This window comes from Amycolatopsis sp. lyj-90, from assembly GCF_046549035.1.
In the GTDB taxonomy this organism is placed as follows: domain Bacteria; phylum Actinomycetota; class Actinomycetes; order Mycobacteriales; family Pseudonocardiaceae; genus Amycolatopsis.
In genome coordinates this window covers 319177-335730 of sequence record NZ_JAJPWP010000008.1, presented here as the reverse complement: position 1 = coordinate 335730, position 16554 = coordinate 319177, and the positions used below count along the sequence as shown (strand labels likewise).

Genomic DNA, 16554 nt, shown 5'->3' with positions numbered 1-16554 from the left:
GGTCAGACGGCGGCGACGCGGGCTTCGGCCGCGCGCGCGGACTCGAGCAGCGAGGTCCATTGGCGCGCCTGCGCCTCGGCCCACTCGCGCTCCCCTGCCCACGAAGTACCCGTCGTCCCGGCGTGTTCGGAGATGTCGTGCCAGTTCTGGGCGGTGGTCGCCGTCCGCGCGAAGTCGGCGACGGCGCGCCAGGACGCGGCCTGCCCGGCCGCGCGGGCCCGTTCGGCGTCCCAGCCGCGCTGGGCCGACCCGGCGAGACCGGACACCTCACGCCACGCGTTCACCGCGGTCTCGCGGGCCTTCTCCACCAAGGCGGCGTCCGCGTTCGCGAGAGCGGTCTCGGCCTCCTCGGCCGCGCGAAGGAGCGTGGTCACGCGGTGCTGCCAGACGGCTTCCTGGTCCCCGACGCGCACGCGGTGCGCCTCGGTGTCGCCGCGCGCGGCGGTGTCCCAGCCGAACCTGAAGAAGTCGGCCAGTTCCGCGTCGCCCTTGCCCGCCAGCGTCGCGGCGGCACGCACCCACGCGCCGGGATCGTTGCTCGCGAGGGAGCCGACGAAGTCCCGGTCGGCCTGCGCCTGCCGGGCGACCTGTTCCTCTTCGCGGTTTTCGTTCCGTTCGTCCTCCGCGATCGCCGCGTCCCAGCCGGTGTTGACGAAGTGGTCCTTGTCGCTGAACACCCCGCGGGAAGCGAAATCGGCGGCACGCCAGACGGCGGGCGAGGACTTGCGGGTCGTGGTCCGCAAAACCCTGGCGATGATGGTGTCGTATCGGTTCGCCTGCTCGAGATGACGCGCTTTCGCCTTCGCGAAACCGCCGTCGGGCGCCATGAACGCCAGGATCCCGCTATCGCCGTTGCGCAACGCGGTCCACGCGGCGAGCACCACCTCCGGCCGCGGATCGGTCTCGGTCAGCCGGACCACGAAATCCCGTTTCCACGCGGGCAGGGCGGTGGTCGCCCCCACCGCCGTCGCCGCATCGGCCGCGTACGCCGCCGGAACCATGGTCCCGGCGCCGAGCGCGGCGAGCAGCGCGATCGTCGCCAACGATCGCTTGGTCGTCATCGAATCCCCCTAGCCATCCGAAATTCTCGCGGATCACCCGATCCGCCCCCGACCCCAGTAAGAAAATGCAGAGAAGACTGCGAGCAGATCCAACCTCACGAACTGTTCCGCGAGCAAGCGGGGAACTACTTTAGTCTGGTGAAGCAGCTCACACGACCGGCAAGGTAACGCGCTGCCGGGTGATCGCGATGGGCAGTTCAGTGAATTCGAAAACTGGGGAGTTATCGCGGAATGCGTAATTTGAGAATTCGTGCGACCACCGGCGTCGCCGTACTCGCCGTGCTCGTCACGTCACTCGGCGCGGGGGTCGCCGGGGCCGTGCCGCTGACCGGTACCGCCGCGGCCACGACGGCGGTGGCCGCCGATGCGCCGCTCGAGCAGTCCACTGTGGAAGAGAAGATGGAGGCGCTCGACTGGGCCGCCATCCCGCAGAACCGCGATCTGCTCGCGCTGAACGACATGAACTTCGTGGTCGCGGTGTGGCGCAAGGCGAAAGAGGGCAGCGAGCTGAAGAGTGCCGCGCTCGCGGCGTTCACCAGCGAGGACTCCTACGCGCCCACCCGGTTCATCAAGACCGGCGTCCGGACGGCCGCGCTGCTCGACATCAAGAAGGAAGCCGAGCGCGAGCAGGCCGAGGCCGCGAAGCGCAAGCTGCGCCAGGACGCGGTCACCCAGGTTCCCGGCTGGAAACCCGGCGACGAGATCTACACGATGTCGGACAAGGATTTCGTTTTCGCGATCTGGCAGAACGCGAAGGACGGTTCCCAGGTGAAGACCGGGGCCGCCGCGGTGCTGCGCCCGGAAAACGCGACTCCGGAAGCGTTGCAGAAGTTCATCGGAACCGATATCAAAGCCCTGCGCGAACTCGATCGCCAGAAAGAATTGGCGGACGCGGACGAGGCCAAGCGTAAGGAAGAAGAAGCGCGGGCGAACAAAGCCGCCCGCGAGTCGGCGGCACCGGCGGCGATGAATGTCGCGGCCGACGCGAACATGCTCGCCCTTTCCGACCGCGATTTCGTGGATCTGATCTACCGCAAGACCGAAGGCACCGAGGTGCGGCTGGCCGCGCGGGCCGCGCTCGACAGCGCCGACTCGAAGGCGCTCCGCGACTTCATCTTCACCGGCGTGCACGCCGCGCATCAGCGGGACATCGACGCCGCGAACGCCAAGGACCGCGAGGTCAAACTGCGCCAGGTCCAGGAGGTGCTGGCCAACGCGGAACGCGACGGGTTCCAGCCGAACCTGGTCAACGCCGCCAAAGAGGCGCTGAAGAACCCGACCTTGAAGGTGCTCACCGACTTCCTCGCCAAGGGGCAGCACGAAGCGGCGAAGCTCGACCTCGCCAAGCCCAAGGAGGGCATGGTCATCGAGCTGAAGGGGCTCCAGTCGGGCCGGTGCCTGCAGGTGGCGGGCTTGTGGGGACCCGGTGAAGGCGCGCACGCGAACGGCACCGGAACCGAACTGTGGGACTGCGTCAGCGGGATCAAGCAGCGCTGGGTCCTGCACGACCGCGGCACCGGCCGTTACCAGCTGGAGAACGTCAACTCGCTCAAGTGCCTCACCGTCGCGGGCGGCGGCGTGAACAACGAAGACCAGCTCGTGCAGTGGGACTGCAACGCCGCCGACACCGCCCAGCTGTGGGAGTTCCTCCCGGTGGGCGACCTCGGCATGGTCGAGCTACGCAACGTCAAGAGCGGCAAGGCCGCGACCGTCGCGGGCGGTGGCACGGAGAACGCCGCGCTGGTCGTGCAGTACACCAACACCCACGCCAGCAACCAGGCGTGGCGGCTCATCGACGTGAACCACAACTCGGCGACGCTGGCCATGCAGCCGGGCGAGGTCTACCTCAAGGGTCTCCAGTCCGGCCGTTGCCTCCAGATCGCGGGCATGTGGGACCAGCCGGACCAGGGCTCGCTCGCGCGGGGCGCCAAGACCGAGCTGTGGGACTGCATCGGCGGCGCGCCCAAGGAGCGCTGGGTGCTGGCCGACGCGGGTGACCGCAAGTACACGCTGAAGAACGTCAACTCCGGGAAGTGCCTCGACGTGCTGGGCTCCCGCGCGACCAACGGCGCGGACCTCGGCCAGTGGGACTGCCACGGCGGCGCGAACCAGCAGTGGGTGTTCTACGCCGGGCGCAACGGCGCGGTGAAGCTGGTCAACGCTCAGACCGGCGGCCTGCCCACGGTGGAGAACTCCGCCACGCACAACGGCGCCCTCGTCCGACAGTACGCCGACAGCAACGGCGACGAGCAGCAGTGGACGGTCACGCCGACCGTCTAGGCCAGTGACCTCGTGAGTGGTAAGGACGGTTAGAACCGTCCTTACCACTCACGAGACCCAACGCTTACTGGACGGCCAGGCCCGCCAACGCCGGCGGCAAAGCATCGCCGTAGAGGACCCCGAGCCGCTGCGTGGCGCGGGTGAGCGCGACGTAGAGCTCGGCCGCCCCACGCGGTCCGTCGGCGAGGATCCGCACCGGATCCACCACCAGGACCGCGTCGAACTCGAGCCCCTTCGTCTCCGACGCGGGCACCGTGCCCGGCACCCCCGGCGGCCCGATCACCACGCTGGTGCCCTCGCGGCCCGCTTCGTCCTTGACGAACTCCTCGATGGCCCCCGCCAGGGAATCCCCGGTGACCTGCCGCGCCCACGGCGCGACACCGTTGGAACGGACCGACTCCGGCGCCCGGACGTCGGGCGCGAACTCGGCGAGCACCGAGGCCGCGACGGCCATGATCTCCGCCGGCGTCCGGTAGTTCACCGCCAGCGAGCGGTAGACCCAGCGGCCCGGCACGTACGGCTCCAGCATCGCGCCCCAGGACCGCGCCCCGGCTTCGGACCGGCGTTGCGCCAGATCGCCGACGACGGTGAACGACCGGTTGGGGCAGCGCCGCATCAGCACCCGCCAGTCCATTTCGGACAGTTCCTGCGCCTCGTCGACCACGACGTGCCGGTACGTCCAGTCCCGGTCCGCCGAGGCCCGCTCGACGAGGCTGCGCGTGTCGTGCTCGACGAACCGGTCGGCGAGTTCGTCGGCGAAGAGCAGGTTTTCCGCGGACAGCAGGACGTCCTCGTCCATCTCCTCGCGGTCCAGCTTCATCGTGTCGAGCACACCTTCGGCGTACTCGGCCTCGGCCTTCTTCTCCCGCTCGACGGCCTTCTCCGCCGCCTGCTCCGCCGCTTTGTCACGGCCGAGCAGATCGACGAGTTCGTCGAGCAGCGGCATGTCCGACACCGTCCAGGCTTCCCCGTCGGCGCGCAGCAGCGCCTGGTCGGCACCGGCCGCCGTCAGCCGTTGCGGTGACGCGTAGAGCGACCCGAGCAGGCTCTCGGGCGTCAGGATCGGCCAGAGCGCGTCGAGCGCGGCGGTGAACGTCTCGCTCTCCGCCAGTTCCTTCAGCAGGTCCTTCCGCAGCCGCTCCCATTCGTCGCGGTCGTCCCGGCTCAGCCAGCCGCGGCCGATCCGCGCGATCGCCCGCTCGGTCAGGACATAGGTGACGATCTCGGTGAACGTCACCCGCGCTTCGTTGTGCGGCAGGCCGCTCTTGCGCGCCTCGTCCCTGGCCCACTCCGCGGTCTCGGCGTCGACCCGGACGGTGACGTCGGACAGGTCGATCGCCAGCGGTTCCTCCGGCAACCGCTGGCGTTCGGCGACGGCGGCGGCCAGGACGTCCAGCATCTTCAGCGAACCCTTGAGCCGCGCCACTTCGGGGCCGTCCTCGGCGGTGACGTGCTTGCCGGGGGCGAAATCGCCGGTGGTCATGAACACCACGTCGGTCTCGCCCAGCGACGGCAGGACCCGGCCGATGTGGTGCAGGAACGCCGGGTTCGGCCCGACCACGAGCACGCCGTGGCGTTCCATCCGCTCGCGCTGGGTGTAGAGCAGGTACGCGACGCGGTGCAGCGCGACCACGGTCTTCCCGGTGCCCGGTCCGCCCTCGATCACCAGCACACCGGGGTGCTCGTGCCGGATGATCTCGTCCTGCTCGGCCTGGATGGTCGCGACGATGTCGCGCATCCCCTCACCGCGCGGCGCGTTGACGGCCGCGAGCAGCGCCGCGTCGCCTTCCGCGTCCCCGCCGGGGCGGCCGAACACCTCGTCGGTGAACCCGGTCACCGCACGCCCGTGCGTGTGGAACTGGCGACGGCGGCGCATCTTCTCCGGTGTCGCGGCGGTCGCGGTGTAGAACGGCCGTGCCGCCGGCGCCCGCCAGTCGAGGAGTACCGGTTCGTAGTCCTTGTCCTCGTCGAAGAGACCGATACGGCCGATGTGGAAGGTCTCCCCCGCGTCGCTGTCCAGCCTGCCGAAGCACAGGCCGTTGTCCACGACGTCGAGCCGCCGCGACTCCCTGGCCAGCGAACGCACCTCGACGTCGCGTTCCATGGCCGTCGCGCCGGTTCCGCCCAGCGCGGCCTGGAACTCCCCCTTCACCCGCGCGCGTTCGGCGTCCAAGCGCGTGTAGAGCCCGGCGACGTACTCGCGTTCGGACCGCAGCTCTTCTTCATGACCCTGAGTTGACACAGACTCCCATTTCGCCAGGTTTCGGCTACGGCGAGTGAGTTTGAAGCATGACCGGGGTCTTGTGGCAAGTCCCCCCATGCGCTATATGTTTATTACGGAGAGAGTCGGTCATCCGCACGGTGGCGCGTATTCGAGCCCCGGAAAGTACCTCTCCCACTCCTCCCTCGTGATCCTCGGCGTCGCCAACCGGCAGATCTCCTCGCCCACCCGATCCGTGTTCGTCTGCCACAGCTGCACACCGCTGCTCCCGATCGCGAGCGTCTGCCCGTCGTCCCGGTAAGCCACCGAGTTGACCGTCGCGGCGAACCCGGTGAGCTGCGCGCGCTCCACCGGGTTCCGGGGATCGGCGAGGTCCCAGACCCGCACCGTCCGGAACGCCGACGCAGCCAGTTCCCGCCCCGCCGGGCCGAACGCGAGATGCCCGACGCCTTCGGGGTTGCCGCCCAGTTTCGCCAGCCGCACGGCGTGCGCGCGATCGGCGATGTCCCACAGGTAGACGTTCCGGTCGCTGCTGCCCGCGGCGACGGTCCGGCCGTCGGGACTGAGCGCCATCTTGAACAGGGCGCCGGCGTCGGGCCGCAGGGTCGACACCAGACTCGGCCGCTTCGGATCGGCGACGTCCCACAAGGTCACCGCCGACGAGCTGAGACCTTGGCTGCCCACGAGCGTCCGCCCGTCGGGCGTGAACGCGAGCGACCACACCGTGCCGTCACCGACCGGGAGGGTCCGCGGCTCGGCGAACCGCTGGGGATCGCCGACGTCCCAGAGCTGGATCGGCCCGTCGTCGTGGCCGGAGGCGAACGTCTTCCCGTCCGGGCTGAACGCGAGTGAATACGTCGGCTTGACCTCGGTGGAGGCCGTCAGCTTCGGCGCCGTCGGATCGCTGATGTCCCAGCGCTGGAGCAGGAACGTCCCGGCGACGCCCGCGCCGTCGTGCGCGGCCAGCGCGAGGCTGCGCTTGTCCGGGCTGAGCGCGACGGCGGTGACCGTGGCCGGTCCGGGGAGTTTCGCGAGCTGTCGCGGGGCGCGGAGGTCGTCCATCGTCCAGAGCCGCACGTCGTCCCCGGAGGTGACGAGGATCCGCCCCTGCTCGGTGAACGTGCCGACGTTCCAGCCCGCGCTCGAGGCCAGTGCCAGTTCGCCGACGTCCTGCAACCGGACGGTCCGGTCCGCGCTGGTGGACACGATGGTCTTGCCGTCCGGGGTGAACCCGGTCCACCAGATGGCGTTCGTGTGCCCGGACAGCGGCGGCAGTTCCTTCGCCGCCGCTCCCGTGACGTCCCACACGCGCACGGACTGGTCGTCCCCCGCGGTCACCACCAGCCTGCCGCTCGGGCTGAACCCGGCCGCCCAGACCACGGCCGGGGTGGTCATCGTCGACAGCGGCCGCGGCGACGCCGGATCGGCGACGTCCCAGAGCCGGGCCGTGCGATCCCAGCTGGTGGTGATCAGCCGTCTGCCGTCCGGGCTCCACGCCGGGGTGAGCTGCAGATCCTTGTGTCCGGAAAGGACGGAGCGCCGCCGCGGCGCGGCCGGGGTGGTGACGTCCCAGAGTTCCGCCGTCCAGTTCGTGTTCGTGACCGCCAGCAGGCTGCCGTCGGGGCTGAAAGCGGCCCGGGCGAGTTGCCCGTCCGGGATCCCTCCGAGCACCACGAACGGTTTCGGCGCCCCGAGGTCGGTGACGTCGGTGAGCCGCACGGTGCGGTCGTCGGATCCGGTGACGAGCGTGCGGCCGTCGGGGCCGAAGTCGACCGAGATCACCACTTCCCGGTGCCCGGTGACGTCCGCCTTCCGCACCGGATTCCGTGGATCGGTCAGGTCCCAGAGCCGGACGGCGTGCTCCCGGGTGGCGGTCGCCAGCGCCCGTCCGTCGCGACTGAACGCGAGCGGGCCGCGAACCGCTTCCGAACCGGGCAGCGTCGACAGGAGTTCCGGACGCCGGGAATCGGCGATGGACCACACCTGCGTCGCGCGGTAGGAGTCGGAGGTGACCATGAGCCGCCCGCCCAGCACGACGGTGACGTCACCGGGGTCGAAGGTCATCCTGGTGGCGAACGGCGCCGCCATGGACGCGAGCAGACCGTCGTGGGTCTCCTGGATCGGCGCGAGCCGGTACGCGGCGAGGCTGAGTTGTGTCGACAGCGCCGGGTTCGACTCCCGTAGCGTCTTCGCGTCGACGACGGCCTTGCGCGCGAGCGCCACGTTCCGCTCATCGGTCGCGGTGTTCCCGGCGTCGACGGCGTACACGACGGCCACGACCGCGAGGATCAGCAGCACGTGGAGGAGCGCGACAAGCCTTCGCAGCCTCCGTGTCCGTTTGCGGCCGACAGCGGTCTCCTCGGCTTCCGCGTCGAGTCCGGCCCGGAGGAACTCCTGCTCGCGCGTGCTCAACGCGTCCGGCGCCCTGGCCGCCCATTCGGCCGCGAGACCCAGCCGCGTACCGCGGTAGAGGCTGCCCTTGTCGCGATCCAGCGACTCCCAAAGGTCGGTCGCCTCGGCCAGCTGACGATGCAGCCGATGTCCTTCGCGGTCCTCCGCGAGCCAGTCGCGTAACCGGGGCCAGCCGCGGATCAAGGCTTCATGGGCGATCTCGACGCCGTCGCGGTCGAGGACCAGCAGACGCGCGTCGGCGAGGCGTCCGAGGACCTCCGTCGTCGCGGGATCTTCGTCGAGCTCGCGCCGGTTGAGACGGCGCTTCGTGTCTTCGGTGCCTTCGCCGAGCGCGGTCAGCCGCAGGAAGATCTGCCGGACGAGGGCCTGCCTGTCCGGCTCCAGATCCGTGTACACCGCCTCCGCGGTCTGCGCGATCGCGTTGAGGATCCCGCCCGCCGACTCGTACGCCGCGCTGGTCAGCGTGATCCCCTGCCGCCGCCGCCAGGTCTCCAGCAGCGCGTGCGAGACCAGCGGGAGCATCGCGGGCTGGCCGGTGGCGTCGGCGACGAGCGTCGTGACCAGCGCCGCCTCGACCCGGCAGCCCGCGCGGACGGCGGGTTCGACGATCGCGGTGCGGAGTTCGTCGGCGGTCATCGGGCCGACCATCACCTGTGCGTCGGTGAGGGCCTCCACGAGACCCGCGTGACGGCAGAGGTGACCGTAGAAGTCCGCGCGGACACCGAGGACGACCCGGGTCCCGTGCTCGTCGCTCGCGAGCTCCAGCAGCGCGTCGATGAAGGCGGTGCGCTCGCCTTCGTCGTGACAGAGCGCGTAAAGCTCCTCGAACTGGTCGACGATCAGCAGCCGCCCCGCGACGGCACAGTCCTCTTCGAGCGGATGAGCTCCAGGCGTGCGAAGGTCGACCGGGCGTTCGCTCGACGGCGCCAGCCCGGCTCGCAGGACGGACGACTTTCCCGACCCCGAGGCGCCGAAGACGCCGACGAGCCGTCGTTCCGCGAGCTTGCCGGTCAGCTCGGCGACCAGCCGCTCACGGCCGAAGAACCGGTCGGCGTCGGTCGCTTGGAACGCGGCCAGGCCCAGATACGGGAGCTCGGTGTCGTCGCGTTCGCCGTCGGCCGCGGCGAGCCCGGCGGCGACGGCGCGCCAGCGCTCCTCCCACGCCGGGAGATCCCCGCCGCACGCGGTGACGTACGCGGACGTCACCGCGAGCCCCGGCAGCTTCCGGCCTCCCGCCGCCTCGGAAAGGGCGGCGGCCGAGTAGCCCGCGCGAGCGGCGAGGTCCCGGTACGTCGGCCCGCCCGCCTTCTCGCGGAGCAGGCGAAGATCCGCCGCGAACCTCACGACGACGTCGTCACCCGGCCCCAGCGGGCGCTCGCGTCTCGGCACCAGGCCCCCCTGATCGTCGAAGCGTTATCGAATGGTCATTGTTCACCCAAAACGGCCGGACACTGTACAAAAGTTCTGCGCTACAACCGATGGCGTGCCGATTCGAACCCAAGTGGTGAGCGTGGTCTTCGCGGGTGTCCCCGAGCCGCCCGAGTCCTCGGAACTGGAAGTGGTCGCCTATACCCCTGACGAACGCGAAGCGGTCTGGCACGCCACCGTGCTGCGCCCGGACGTCCTCGTCCTGTCCGTTCACCCGCCCGCGCTCGACGGGCTCGCCGTGACCCGCGAGCTGGCGTCGCGCGTGCCGGAAACCGCCGTGCTCGCGCTGACCCCGCCCGGCGACGGCGAACTCGGTGTCGCCGCGATGCTCGCGGGTGCCCGCGGCGTCCTGTCGCGGACCGCCGGCCACGCGGACCTGGTCCGGTTCATCCGCGGGGTCGCGGCGGGCGCGGTCGTGTTCGGCGAACGCGCGGCGGACCGGCTCTACGGCCTGCTGGCCGCCTCCGAGCCGGTCCGGATGTTCCCGCGGCTGACCTCACGCGAGCACGAAGTGCTGGACCTCCTGGCGGGCGGGTTGACGATCACGCAGGTGGCACGGCAATTGGGGCTCGCTCCCAAGACCGTGCGCAACGTGGTCTCGTCGATTCACGCGAAGGCCGGCACCGTCGATCGCGAGGTGCTGCTCGGCCAGGCGCGCAACGCCGGGCTCGGGCGTCACTCGTAACTGCGGGGCGTCCAGACGATCCCGTTCTCGGAACGGGTCTTCGACGAACCCACGATCAGCAGGCAGCGCATGTCCACCTCCGCCGGATCGAGCGTGCCGAGGGTGACCACGCGGACGTCCTCCTCGGGACCGCCGACGTCACGGGCGACGACGACCGGCGTCTCCGGCGCGCGGTGCCGGAGCAGGACGTCGCGGGCCTGCGCGAGCTGCGTGGTCCGGGTGCGGGAGGCCGGGTTGTACAGCGCGAGCACGAGATCCGCCGCCCCCGCCGCGTCGAGCCGCCGTTCGATGATCTCCCACGGCTTGAGCCGGTCGGACAGCGAAAGCACGCAGTAGTCGTGGCCCAGCGGCGCGCCGACCCGGGACGCGGCCGCCTGCGCGGCGGTCACCCCCGGCACGATCCGCACCCGCGTCCCCGTGCCGTGCCCGGCGGCGAGCTGCTCCAGCACCGCCGACGCCATCGCGAACACGCCGGGATCGCCCGAGGACACCACCGCGACCTTGGCGCCGTTCGCGGCCAGTTCCAGCGCTTCGACGGCACGTTCGGCCTCGACGCGGTTGCCCGACGCGTGCCGCTGCTGGCCCGCGCGCTGCGGTACCCGCGCGACATACGGGCCGTAGCCGACGACGTGCTCCGCCGCGGCCAGTTCCTCGGCCGCTTCAGGGGTCAGCCAGCCGGGGCCCGCCGGGCCGAGACCGACGACCACGACCTCGCCACCGGTGTGCGTTTCGGTCTTTCGCGGGCTCTCCGGTTCGTCGGCGAGCCGGGACGCGTAGGCCGGGCTGGGCAGCAGCGCCAGCGAGAAGTACGGCACCGACTCCGGGTCGACGTCGGCGAACGGCTCGACGCGCTGCGCCTGCCAGGTCGCGCGTTCGATGTAGAAGGCGTCGTCCAGCTTCCCGGCCTCGGCCAGCGCCTCGCGGACGTTGCCGAACGTACGGCCGAGTTTGAGCACCGCGGCGGCCTGCGTGTCGGCGAGGCGGCGCGCGAGTTCCGGCGCGGGCAGGGTCCCGGGCAGGATGGTGAGGACCTCGTCGCGCTGCACCAGCGGGCGGCCGAGCACCGACGACGCCGCGCTGACCGACGTCACGCCGGGCACGACGGTCGCCTCGTAGCGGTCGGCGAGCCGTTCGTGCATGTACATGTAGGAGCCGTAGAAGAACGGGTCGCCTTCGCAGAGCACGACGACGTCACGTCCGGCGTCGAGATGTTCGGCGAGCCTTTTCGCGCTGAGCTCGTAGAAATCGGCGATGGCGCCTTCGTAGCCGCCGGGATGGTCGGTGGTCTCGGTGGTGACCGGGTAGACCAGCTTCTCTTCGAGCTGACCGTCGCGCAGGTACGGCTCGGCGACCGAACGCGCGATGCTCCGGCCGTGCCGGGCGCTGTGATAGGCGATGACGTCGGCCTCGCCGATCAGCCGCGCGGCCTTCACCGTCATCAGTTCGGGGTCACCGGGCCCGAGCCCGACACCCCAGAGTTTCCCGGGCCCGCTCATTCGACCTCACTCGCCATCGCGTTGATCGCGGCGACGGCCATCGCGCTGCCGCCACGGCGTCCGTGCACCACCAGGTACGGCGCGGGCGCCCGCTCGGCGAGCTCCACTTTGGACTCGGCGGCGCCGACGAACCCGACCGGGACCCCGATGATCGCCGCCGGGGCACCGACCCCTTCGTCGAGCAGTTCCAGCAGGCGGAACAACGCGGTGGGCGCGTTGCCGATCGCCACCACGGAACCGGGCAGCTTGTCGCGCCACAGCTCCAGCGCGGCCGCAGACCGGGTGGTGCCCATCCGCTCGGCCAGCCCCGGCACCTTCGGGTCGGACAGCGTGCACAGCACCTCGTTGGCGGAAGGCAAACGTTTGCGGGTCACCCCGGACGCGATCATGTTGGCGTCGCAGAGGATCGGCGCGCCCGCCTCGAGCGCGGCGCGGCCGGATTCCACCACGTCCAGGCTGTAGCGGAGGTCGTCGACCAGGTCGACCATCCCGCAGGCGTGGATCATCCGCACGGCCAGCACCGCGACGTCGTCGGGCAGGATCGCGAGATCCGCCTCCTCGCGGATGGTGGCGAACGAATGCCGGTAGATCTCGGCACCGTCCCGGAGGTAGTCGATCACTGCTTTCCCTTCACTTCGGCACTGCCCTTCCGCGCCAACGTCCCGGCCAGCTCGCCGACCGGGACGAACTCCCCGTCGACCAGGTAACCGTCCTCTGTCGCGAGCACGTCGACGTGCTCGCGCGCGGGTTTTCCGCACCGCCGTTCACATCCGGCGAAATGGGCCATCGGGGTCCGGCCGACCCGTGCCGCGTCGGCCCGGACGTCGGCGAGCGACTTCGCGCAGCCCGGACGGCCGATACAGGCGCTGATCCCGAGCGACGGCGTGTCCGGATCGGTGATCAGACCGGCGTCGTCGTCCAGCGTGCCGAGGACCAGGATCGAGCGCCACGGCGTCACCACCGCGTTGCCCGCCTTCGCGATCGCGCGCGCCTGCCCGGTGGTCAGACGGCCGAAGACCGGCGCGACTCCGAAGGCGTCACCGATGCGCCCGATGGGCAGACCCGGGTTCGTGTCGAAGACCCGCGGTTCTTCCTTTTCGCCCGGGATGTCCCGAAGAAGTGGTCGTGTGCCGGGAAGTTCGCCGATCCGCCAGGCGGTTCCCCTGATGCGGAGGAAAGCGCGTGCGACCGAGATCAGCGTCTCGACGGCGTGCTCCTCGGTGACGCGCAGGCCGGTGTCGGCGCCGTCGAGCAGCAGCGCGCCGTCACGCCAGCAGACGTCGGCGCCCTCCCCCGCGACGTCGCCGCGGCCGCCGTCGAGGGCGAAGAGGAAACGTCCGGGGAGTTCGGCCAGCTCGGGAACGGCGCACAGGGCCCTGTCGAGCGCCGGGGCGAGCCGTTGGGCGACGTCGCTCAGGGGCGAGGCGAGGATGTTGCGGACGCGTTCGTGCGGCGGCGAAGGCAGGAGTCCGGCCGCGGAAAGCCTGGCCGCGAGGCCGGGACGGGTGACGCCGCGGAGCTGGATGTTGCCGCGAGAGGTCAGGTGGAGCGCGCCGTCCCCGAGGTCGTCGGCGGCGTCCGCGAGAGCCCCGAGCTGGTCTTTCGTGATGGCCCCGCCGGGCAGCCGGATCCGGGCGAGCGGACCGTCCGCCGCGTCGTGCGTGGCGAAAACACCGGGGCACGCGTCGGCTCGGACACGCGTGCTCGTGGACATGCGCTCACTGTAGATGGCGACCTGGAGCGAGAGTACCTCTCAGATCATATGTAGTAGATGTGCTACATTCAGTCGCAGCACTGAGATGGGGGTGACCAATGAGAGATCCACAAGACGTGATGATCTCCGTCAAAGATCTCCGGATGCGCTACGGAACGAACGACGTCCTCCACGGCGTCGACTTCACCGCGCACCGTGGCGAGGTGATCTGCCTGCTGGGTCCCAACGGGGCGGGCAAGACCACGACGATCGAGATCCTCGAAGGCTTCCGGATGCGCTCGGAAGGCGAGGTCAGCGTGCTGGGCGTCGACCCGGCGCACGCGGACGAGAACTGGAGGGCGCGGCTGGGGGTCGTCCTCCAGGCCTGGCGTGACCACGCGAAGTGGCGGGTGCGGGAACTGCTGGAGCACCTCGGCGGCTACTACGCGCCGTATTCCACCGACCGCATCAAGCGGCCGTGGGATCCGGACGAACTGGTCGCCGCGGTCGGGCTGACCGCGCACGCGGACAAGAAGGTCCGGATGCTCTCGGGCGGGCAGCGGCGCAGGCTGGACGTCGCGATCGGCATCGTCGGCCGTCCGGAACTGCTGTTCCTCGACGAGCCGACCGCCGGACTCGACCCGGAGGCGCGGCGCGAGTTCCACGAACTCGTGCACCGGCTGACCGATGACGACGACACGACGATCCTGCTGACCACGCACGACCTCGACGAGGCCGAGAAGCTGGCCGACCGGATCCTGATCCTGAACCACGGCCGGATCGTCGCCGACGGTTCCGCCGACGCGCTGAGCAGGCAGATCGCCGGCGAGGCCGAGGTGCGCTGGACGCTGGACGGCCAGCGGTTCGTGCACTCGACGACGGAATCGACGAAGTACGTGCACGAACTGTTCAAGCAGCACGGGGACGCCATCGGCGACCTCGAGGTCCGGCGGGCGTCGCTCGAGGACACCTACATGACCCTGGTCCGCCAGGCGGAATCCCCGCTCACGGAGGTGGATGCGCGATGAACCCGGTTCAGCACAGCGTGCGGCTGGGCATCCGGCGAGGCTGGCTCGAAGCCCGCCAGATGATGACCAACAGCGAAGACCTGTTCAACACCTTCCTCTTCCCGGCGATCTTCGTCGTCGTCATGTTCTTCATGCGCGACGCGAAACTGCCGGGCATGGAGTTCTCGCTCGGCGCCGCCACCGTGCCGAGCGTGCTGGGCGCGTCGATCGTGTTCAGCGGCATGCTCGGCATGGCGGGCATCCTCGCCGTCGAACGCGAGGACGGCACGCTCCTGCGTGCCAAGGCGACGCCGAACGGCATGATCGGCTACCTCGTCGGCAAGGTCGTCACGGTGTCCTTCAGCACGGTCATCGGGATCCTGCTGGTGCTGATCCCCAGCCTGATCCTGTTCGACGGCATCGCGCCCGGCGGGTGGGCGTCGTGGCTGGGCCTGCTGTGGGTGCTGGTGCTCGGCCTGCTCGCCACCATGCCGATCGGCGCGATCTTCGGCTCACTGACCACGAACGCGCGCAGCATCGGCCTGATCATGCTGCCCACCCTGGGAATCGGCGCGATCTCGGGGATCTTCTACCCGATCACCGCACTGCCGGAATGGCTGCAGTACATCGGGCAGGTGTTCCCGATGTACTGGCTCGGCCTCGGCATGCGCTCGGCGCTGCTGCCGGACTCGACGGTGATGATCGAGATCGGGCAGTCTTGGCGGCCATGGGAGACCCTCGGCGTACTGACCGCGTGGACCGTGATCGGATTGGTACTGGCCCCGGTCGTCCTTCGGCGCATGGCGCGGCGTGAGTCCGGGTCCTCGGTGGCGGCACGACGGGAAAAGGCGATGCAGCGAATTGGCTAGTTCATGAGCGAGGTCGTTTACAACCGGATCGCGATGCTACGGGCGGAACGGGGCATCTCCCGCCGCGAGCTCGCCGATGCGCTGGGCGTGCACTACCAGACCATCGGCTATCTCGAACGCGGCGAGTACAGCCCGAGCCTCTACCTCGCACTGCGGATCGCGGCATTCTTCGAGGTGGCGGTGGAGATCATCTTCTCCACCGCCCCCTTCCCGCGGATCGGCGACTCCTCTTCGGAGCGTTCGGCGTGAACCTGGTGGAGCGGGCGCACGCGCACGCCGTCCGGCTGGGACGGGACCGGGTCGGCGGGGAGGAACTCCTGCTCGCCATTTTGGACGATGGCGTCGGGTATGCACTTCCCGGCGCCTTGGGGATTTCCCGCGATGTCCTCGTGTGGCAACTGGAGAAAGCGCCCGCTTCCGACGTCGCCGCGGGCACCGAGTCGGGTTTCGCGGTCACCGCCGAAGTCCGCGAAGTGCTGCGGCACGACGGCTTCCTCGAGATGCTCGCCGCGTTGTCGTCGGCCGGTGGCGGAGTGACTCGCGTGCTGGGCGAACACGGTGTGACGGAAGAGCAGGTTCGCGAGGCCTACGCCCGGATCTGGGCTCCGCTGCTCGACAAGAACGCCGTTTGGGGTACTCCGGCTTCCCCTGCTCGTGGCCCTGCCGATCCGCCGCCCGAGATCGACCTGCTCAGCGACCAGATCGCCGAGCACCGGCGACGCAAGGAAGCGGCTGTCGACGCGCAGGAGTACGCCCAGGCGGCGATCGTGCGCGACGCGGAGAAGGAGGTCGTCCGCCTGCGGTCCCGGCTTATCCGGGAGTGGGCCGGGACGGTCGATCCGGTGGATCTCGCCGAGGCGGTCGTTTCACTGCGGGAGCAGGTCGCGAGACTTCAGGAGCTTCGCGATTAGTCGACTAAATGCGGTGACTGAGTTTCGGTGTCGCGCCGGGTAGCGGTGGCTACCTGCTGAAATCACCCCATGGTGGTGAATGTGCGGGCTTTTGGAGCCCTCGGCATGCCCGCACCACGCAAACCCGGGTACCCAGCCGAGCGGGGAAGATTCCGGACGTTCAACGTCCTAAATCCTCCCCACTCGCCCCTGGCCGAAGTACGTGATGGCCCCCTTCCTTGCGCTAGACGCAAGGAAGGGGGCCATCACGTACTTCAGGGCGACCACAGGGCCGGACCAGGGTCGGTCCGGTTGGCCGACCCAGCACTCACCCCAGCCCACCACCTGCCGGACACATCACCTTGACTCCCGCCGGACCGCACCGGAGAGTGAGCGTGAACCCACGCGTCGGCAGAGGGAGGAACCCGGTGAGAGTCCGGGGCGGTCCCGCCACTGTCACCCCTCCCAGCCACGAGAGGGGAAGCCAGGAACTCCGGCCGTCGCGACCGCAC

Annotated in this window: 12 protein-coding genes and 1 riboswitch; of the genes, 6 read left to right on the top strand and 6 right to left on the bottom strand. The window is 70.1% G+C overall.

The features are described from left to right. Positions 1–2: 2 nt before the first annotated feature. Positions 3–1061, bottom strand: coding sequence for a hypothetical protein (locus ACLJPX_RS30415; protein ID WP_410603920.1), 1059 nt, complete (start codon positions 1059–1061; stop codon positions 3–5). Between the two features lie 231 nt (positions 1062–1292). Here ACLJPX_RS30415 and ACLJPX_RS30410 point away from each other — a divergent pair, with 231 nt between their 5' ends. Then, a complete protein-coding gene (locus ACLJPX_RS30410) occupies positions 1293–3341 on the top strand; it encodes an RICIN domain-containing protein (RefSeq protein WP_410603918.1) in 2049 nt (682 codons plus the stop codon). Between the two features lie 64 nt (positions 3342–3405). On the opposite strand, the gene helR is transcribed toward ACLJPX_RS30410, so the two are convergent. Both helR and ACLJPX_RS30400 read right to left on the bottom strand, forming a co-directional pair. Next, positions 3406–5583 carry an RNA polymerase recycling motor ATPase HelR gene (helR, locus tag ACLJPX_RS30405; protein ID WP_410603916.1) on the bottom strand — a complete coding sequence of 726 codons (2178 nt, stop codon included), beginning with the start codon at positions 5581–5583 and terminating at the stop codon, positions 3406–3408. Positions 5584–5691: 108 nt separating this feature from the next. After that, on the bottom strand, positions 5692–9363 hold the full coding sequence (locus ACLJPX_RS30400; protein ID WP_410603914.1) for a hypothetical protein: 3672 nt from the start codon (positions 9361–9363) through the stop codon (positions 5692–5694). A 94-nt stretch (positions 9364–9457) separates the two neighbouring features. On the opposite strand from ACLJPX_RS30400, the gene ACLJPX_RS30395 reads away from it, so the two are divergent. Then, complete coding sequence (locus tag ACLJPX_RS30395) at positions 9458–10087, top strand: LuxR C-terminal-related transcriptional regulator (RefSeq protein WP_233224285.1); 630 nt, start codon at positions 9458–9460, stop codon at positions 10085–10087. Here ACLJPX_RS30395 and ACLJPX_RS30390 read toward each other — a convergent pair. Genes ACLJPX_RS30390 through ACLJPX_RS30380 form a run of 3 tightly spaced genes read right to left on the bottom strand, consistent with a single transcriptional unit; the run spans position 10078 to position 13297 of the window. After that, on the bottom strand, positions 10078–11583 hold the full coding sequence (locus tag ACLJPX_RS30390; protein ID WP_410603912.1) for a precorrin-2 C(20)-methyltransferase: 1506 nt from the start codon (positions 11581–11583) through the stop codon (positions 10078–10080). The two genes, ACLJPX_RS30395 and ACLJPX_RS30390, sit on opposite strands and share 10 nt — an antisense overlap. Continuing rightward, positions 11580–12203, bottom strand: coding sequence for a precorrin-8X methylmutase (locus tag ACLJPX_RS30385; protein ID WP_101605730.1), 624 nt, complete (start codon positions 12201–12203; stop codon positions 11580–11582). Before ACLJPX_RS30385 ends, ACLJPX_RS30390 begins: the two co-directional genes overlap by 4 nt. Continuing rightward, a complete protein-coding gene (locus tag ACLJPX_RS30380; protein WP_410603910.1) occupies positions 12200–13297 on the bottom strand; it encodes a precorrin-3B synthase in 1098 nt (365 codons plus the stop codon). The genes ACLJPX_RS30385 and ACLJPX_RS30380 overlap by 4 nt, the downstream gene beginning before the upstream one ends. 98 nt (positions 13298–13395) lie before the next feature. On the opposite strand from ACLJPX_RS30380, the gene ACLJPX_RS30375 reads away from it, so the two are divergent. Genes ACLJPX_RS30375 through ACLJPX_RS30360 form a run of 4 tightly spaced genes read left to right on the top strand, consistent with a single transcriptional unit; the run spans position 13396 to position 16063 of the window. After that, entirely contained in the window at positions 13396–14304 is a 909-nt protein-coding gene (locus ACLJPX_RS30375; RefSeq protein WP_101605728.1) for an ABC transporter ATP-binding protein, read from the top strand. Beyond that, positions 14301–15152, top strand: a complete 852-nt coding sequence (locus ACLJPX_RS30370; protein ID WP_410603907.1) for an ABC transporter permease — start codon at positions 14301–14303, stop codon at positions 15150–15152. Before ACLJPX_RS30375 ends, ACLJPX_RS30370 begins: the two co-directional genes overlap by 4 nt. 3 nt (positions 15153–15155) lie before the next feature. Then, positions 15156–15401 (top strand): helix-turn-helix transcriptional regulator, encoded by a 246-nt coding sequence (locus tag ACLJPX_RS30365; RefSeq protein WP_101605726.1) that lies wholly within the window; start codon positions 15156–15158, stop codon positions 15399–15401. Beyond that, positions 15398–16063 carry a Clp protease N-terminal domain-containing protein gene (locus tag ACLJPX_RS30360; RefSeq protein WP_410603905.1) on the top strand — a complete coding sequence of 222 codons (666 nt, stop codon included), beginning with the start codon at positions 15398–15400 and terminating at the stop codon, positions 16061–16063. The genes ACLJPX_RS30365 and ACLJPX_RS30360 overlap by 4 nt, the downstream gene beginning before the upstream one ends. Positions 16064–16460: 397 nt before the next feature. Continuing rightward, positions 16461–16536, top strand: a riboswitch (cobalamin riboswitch). Positions 16537–16554: the final 18 nt, after the last annotated feature.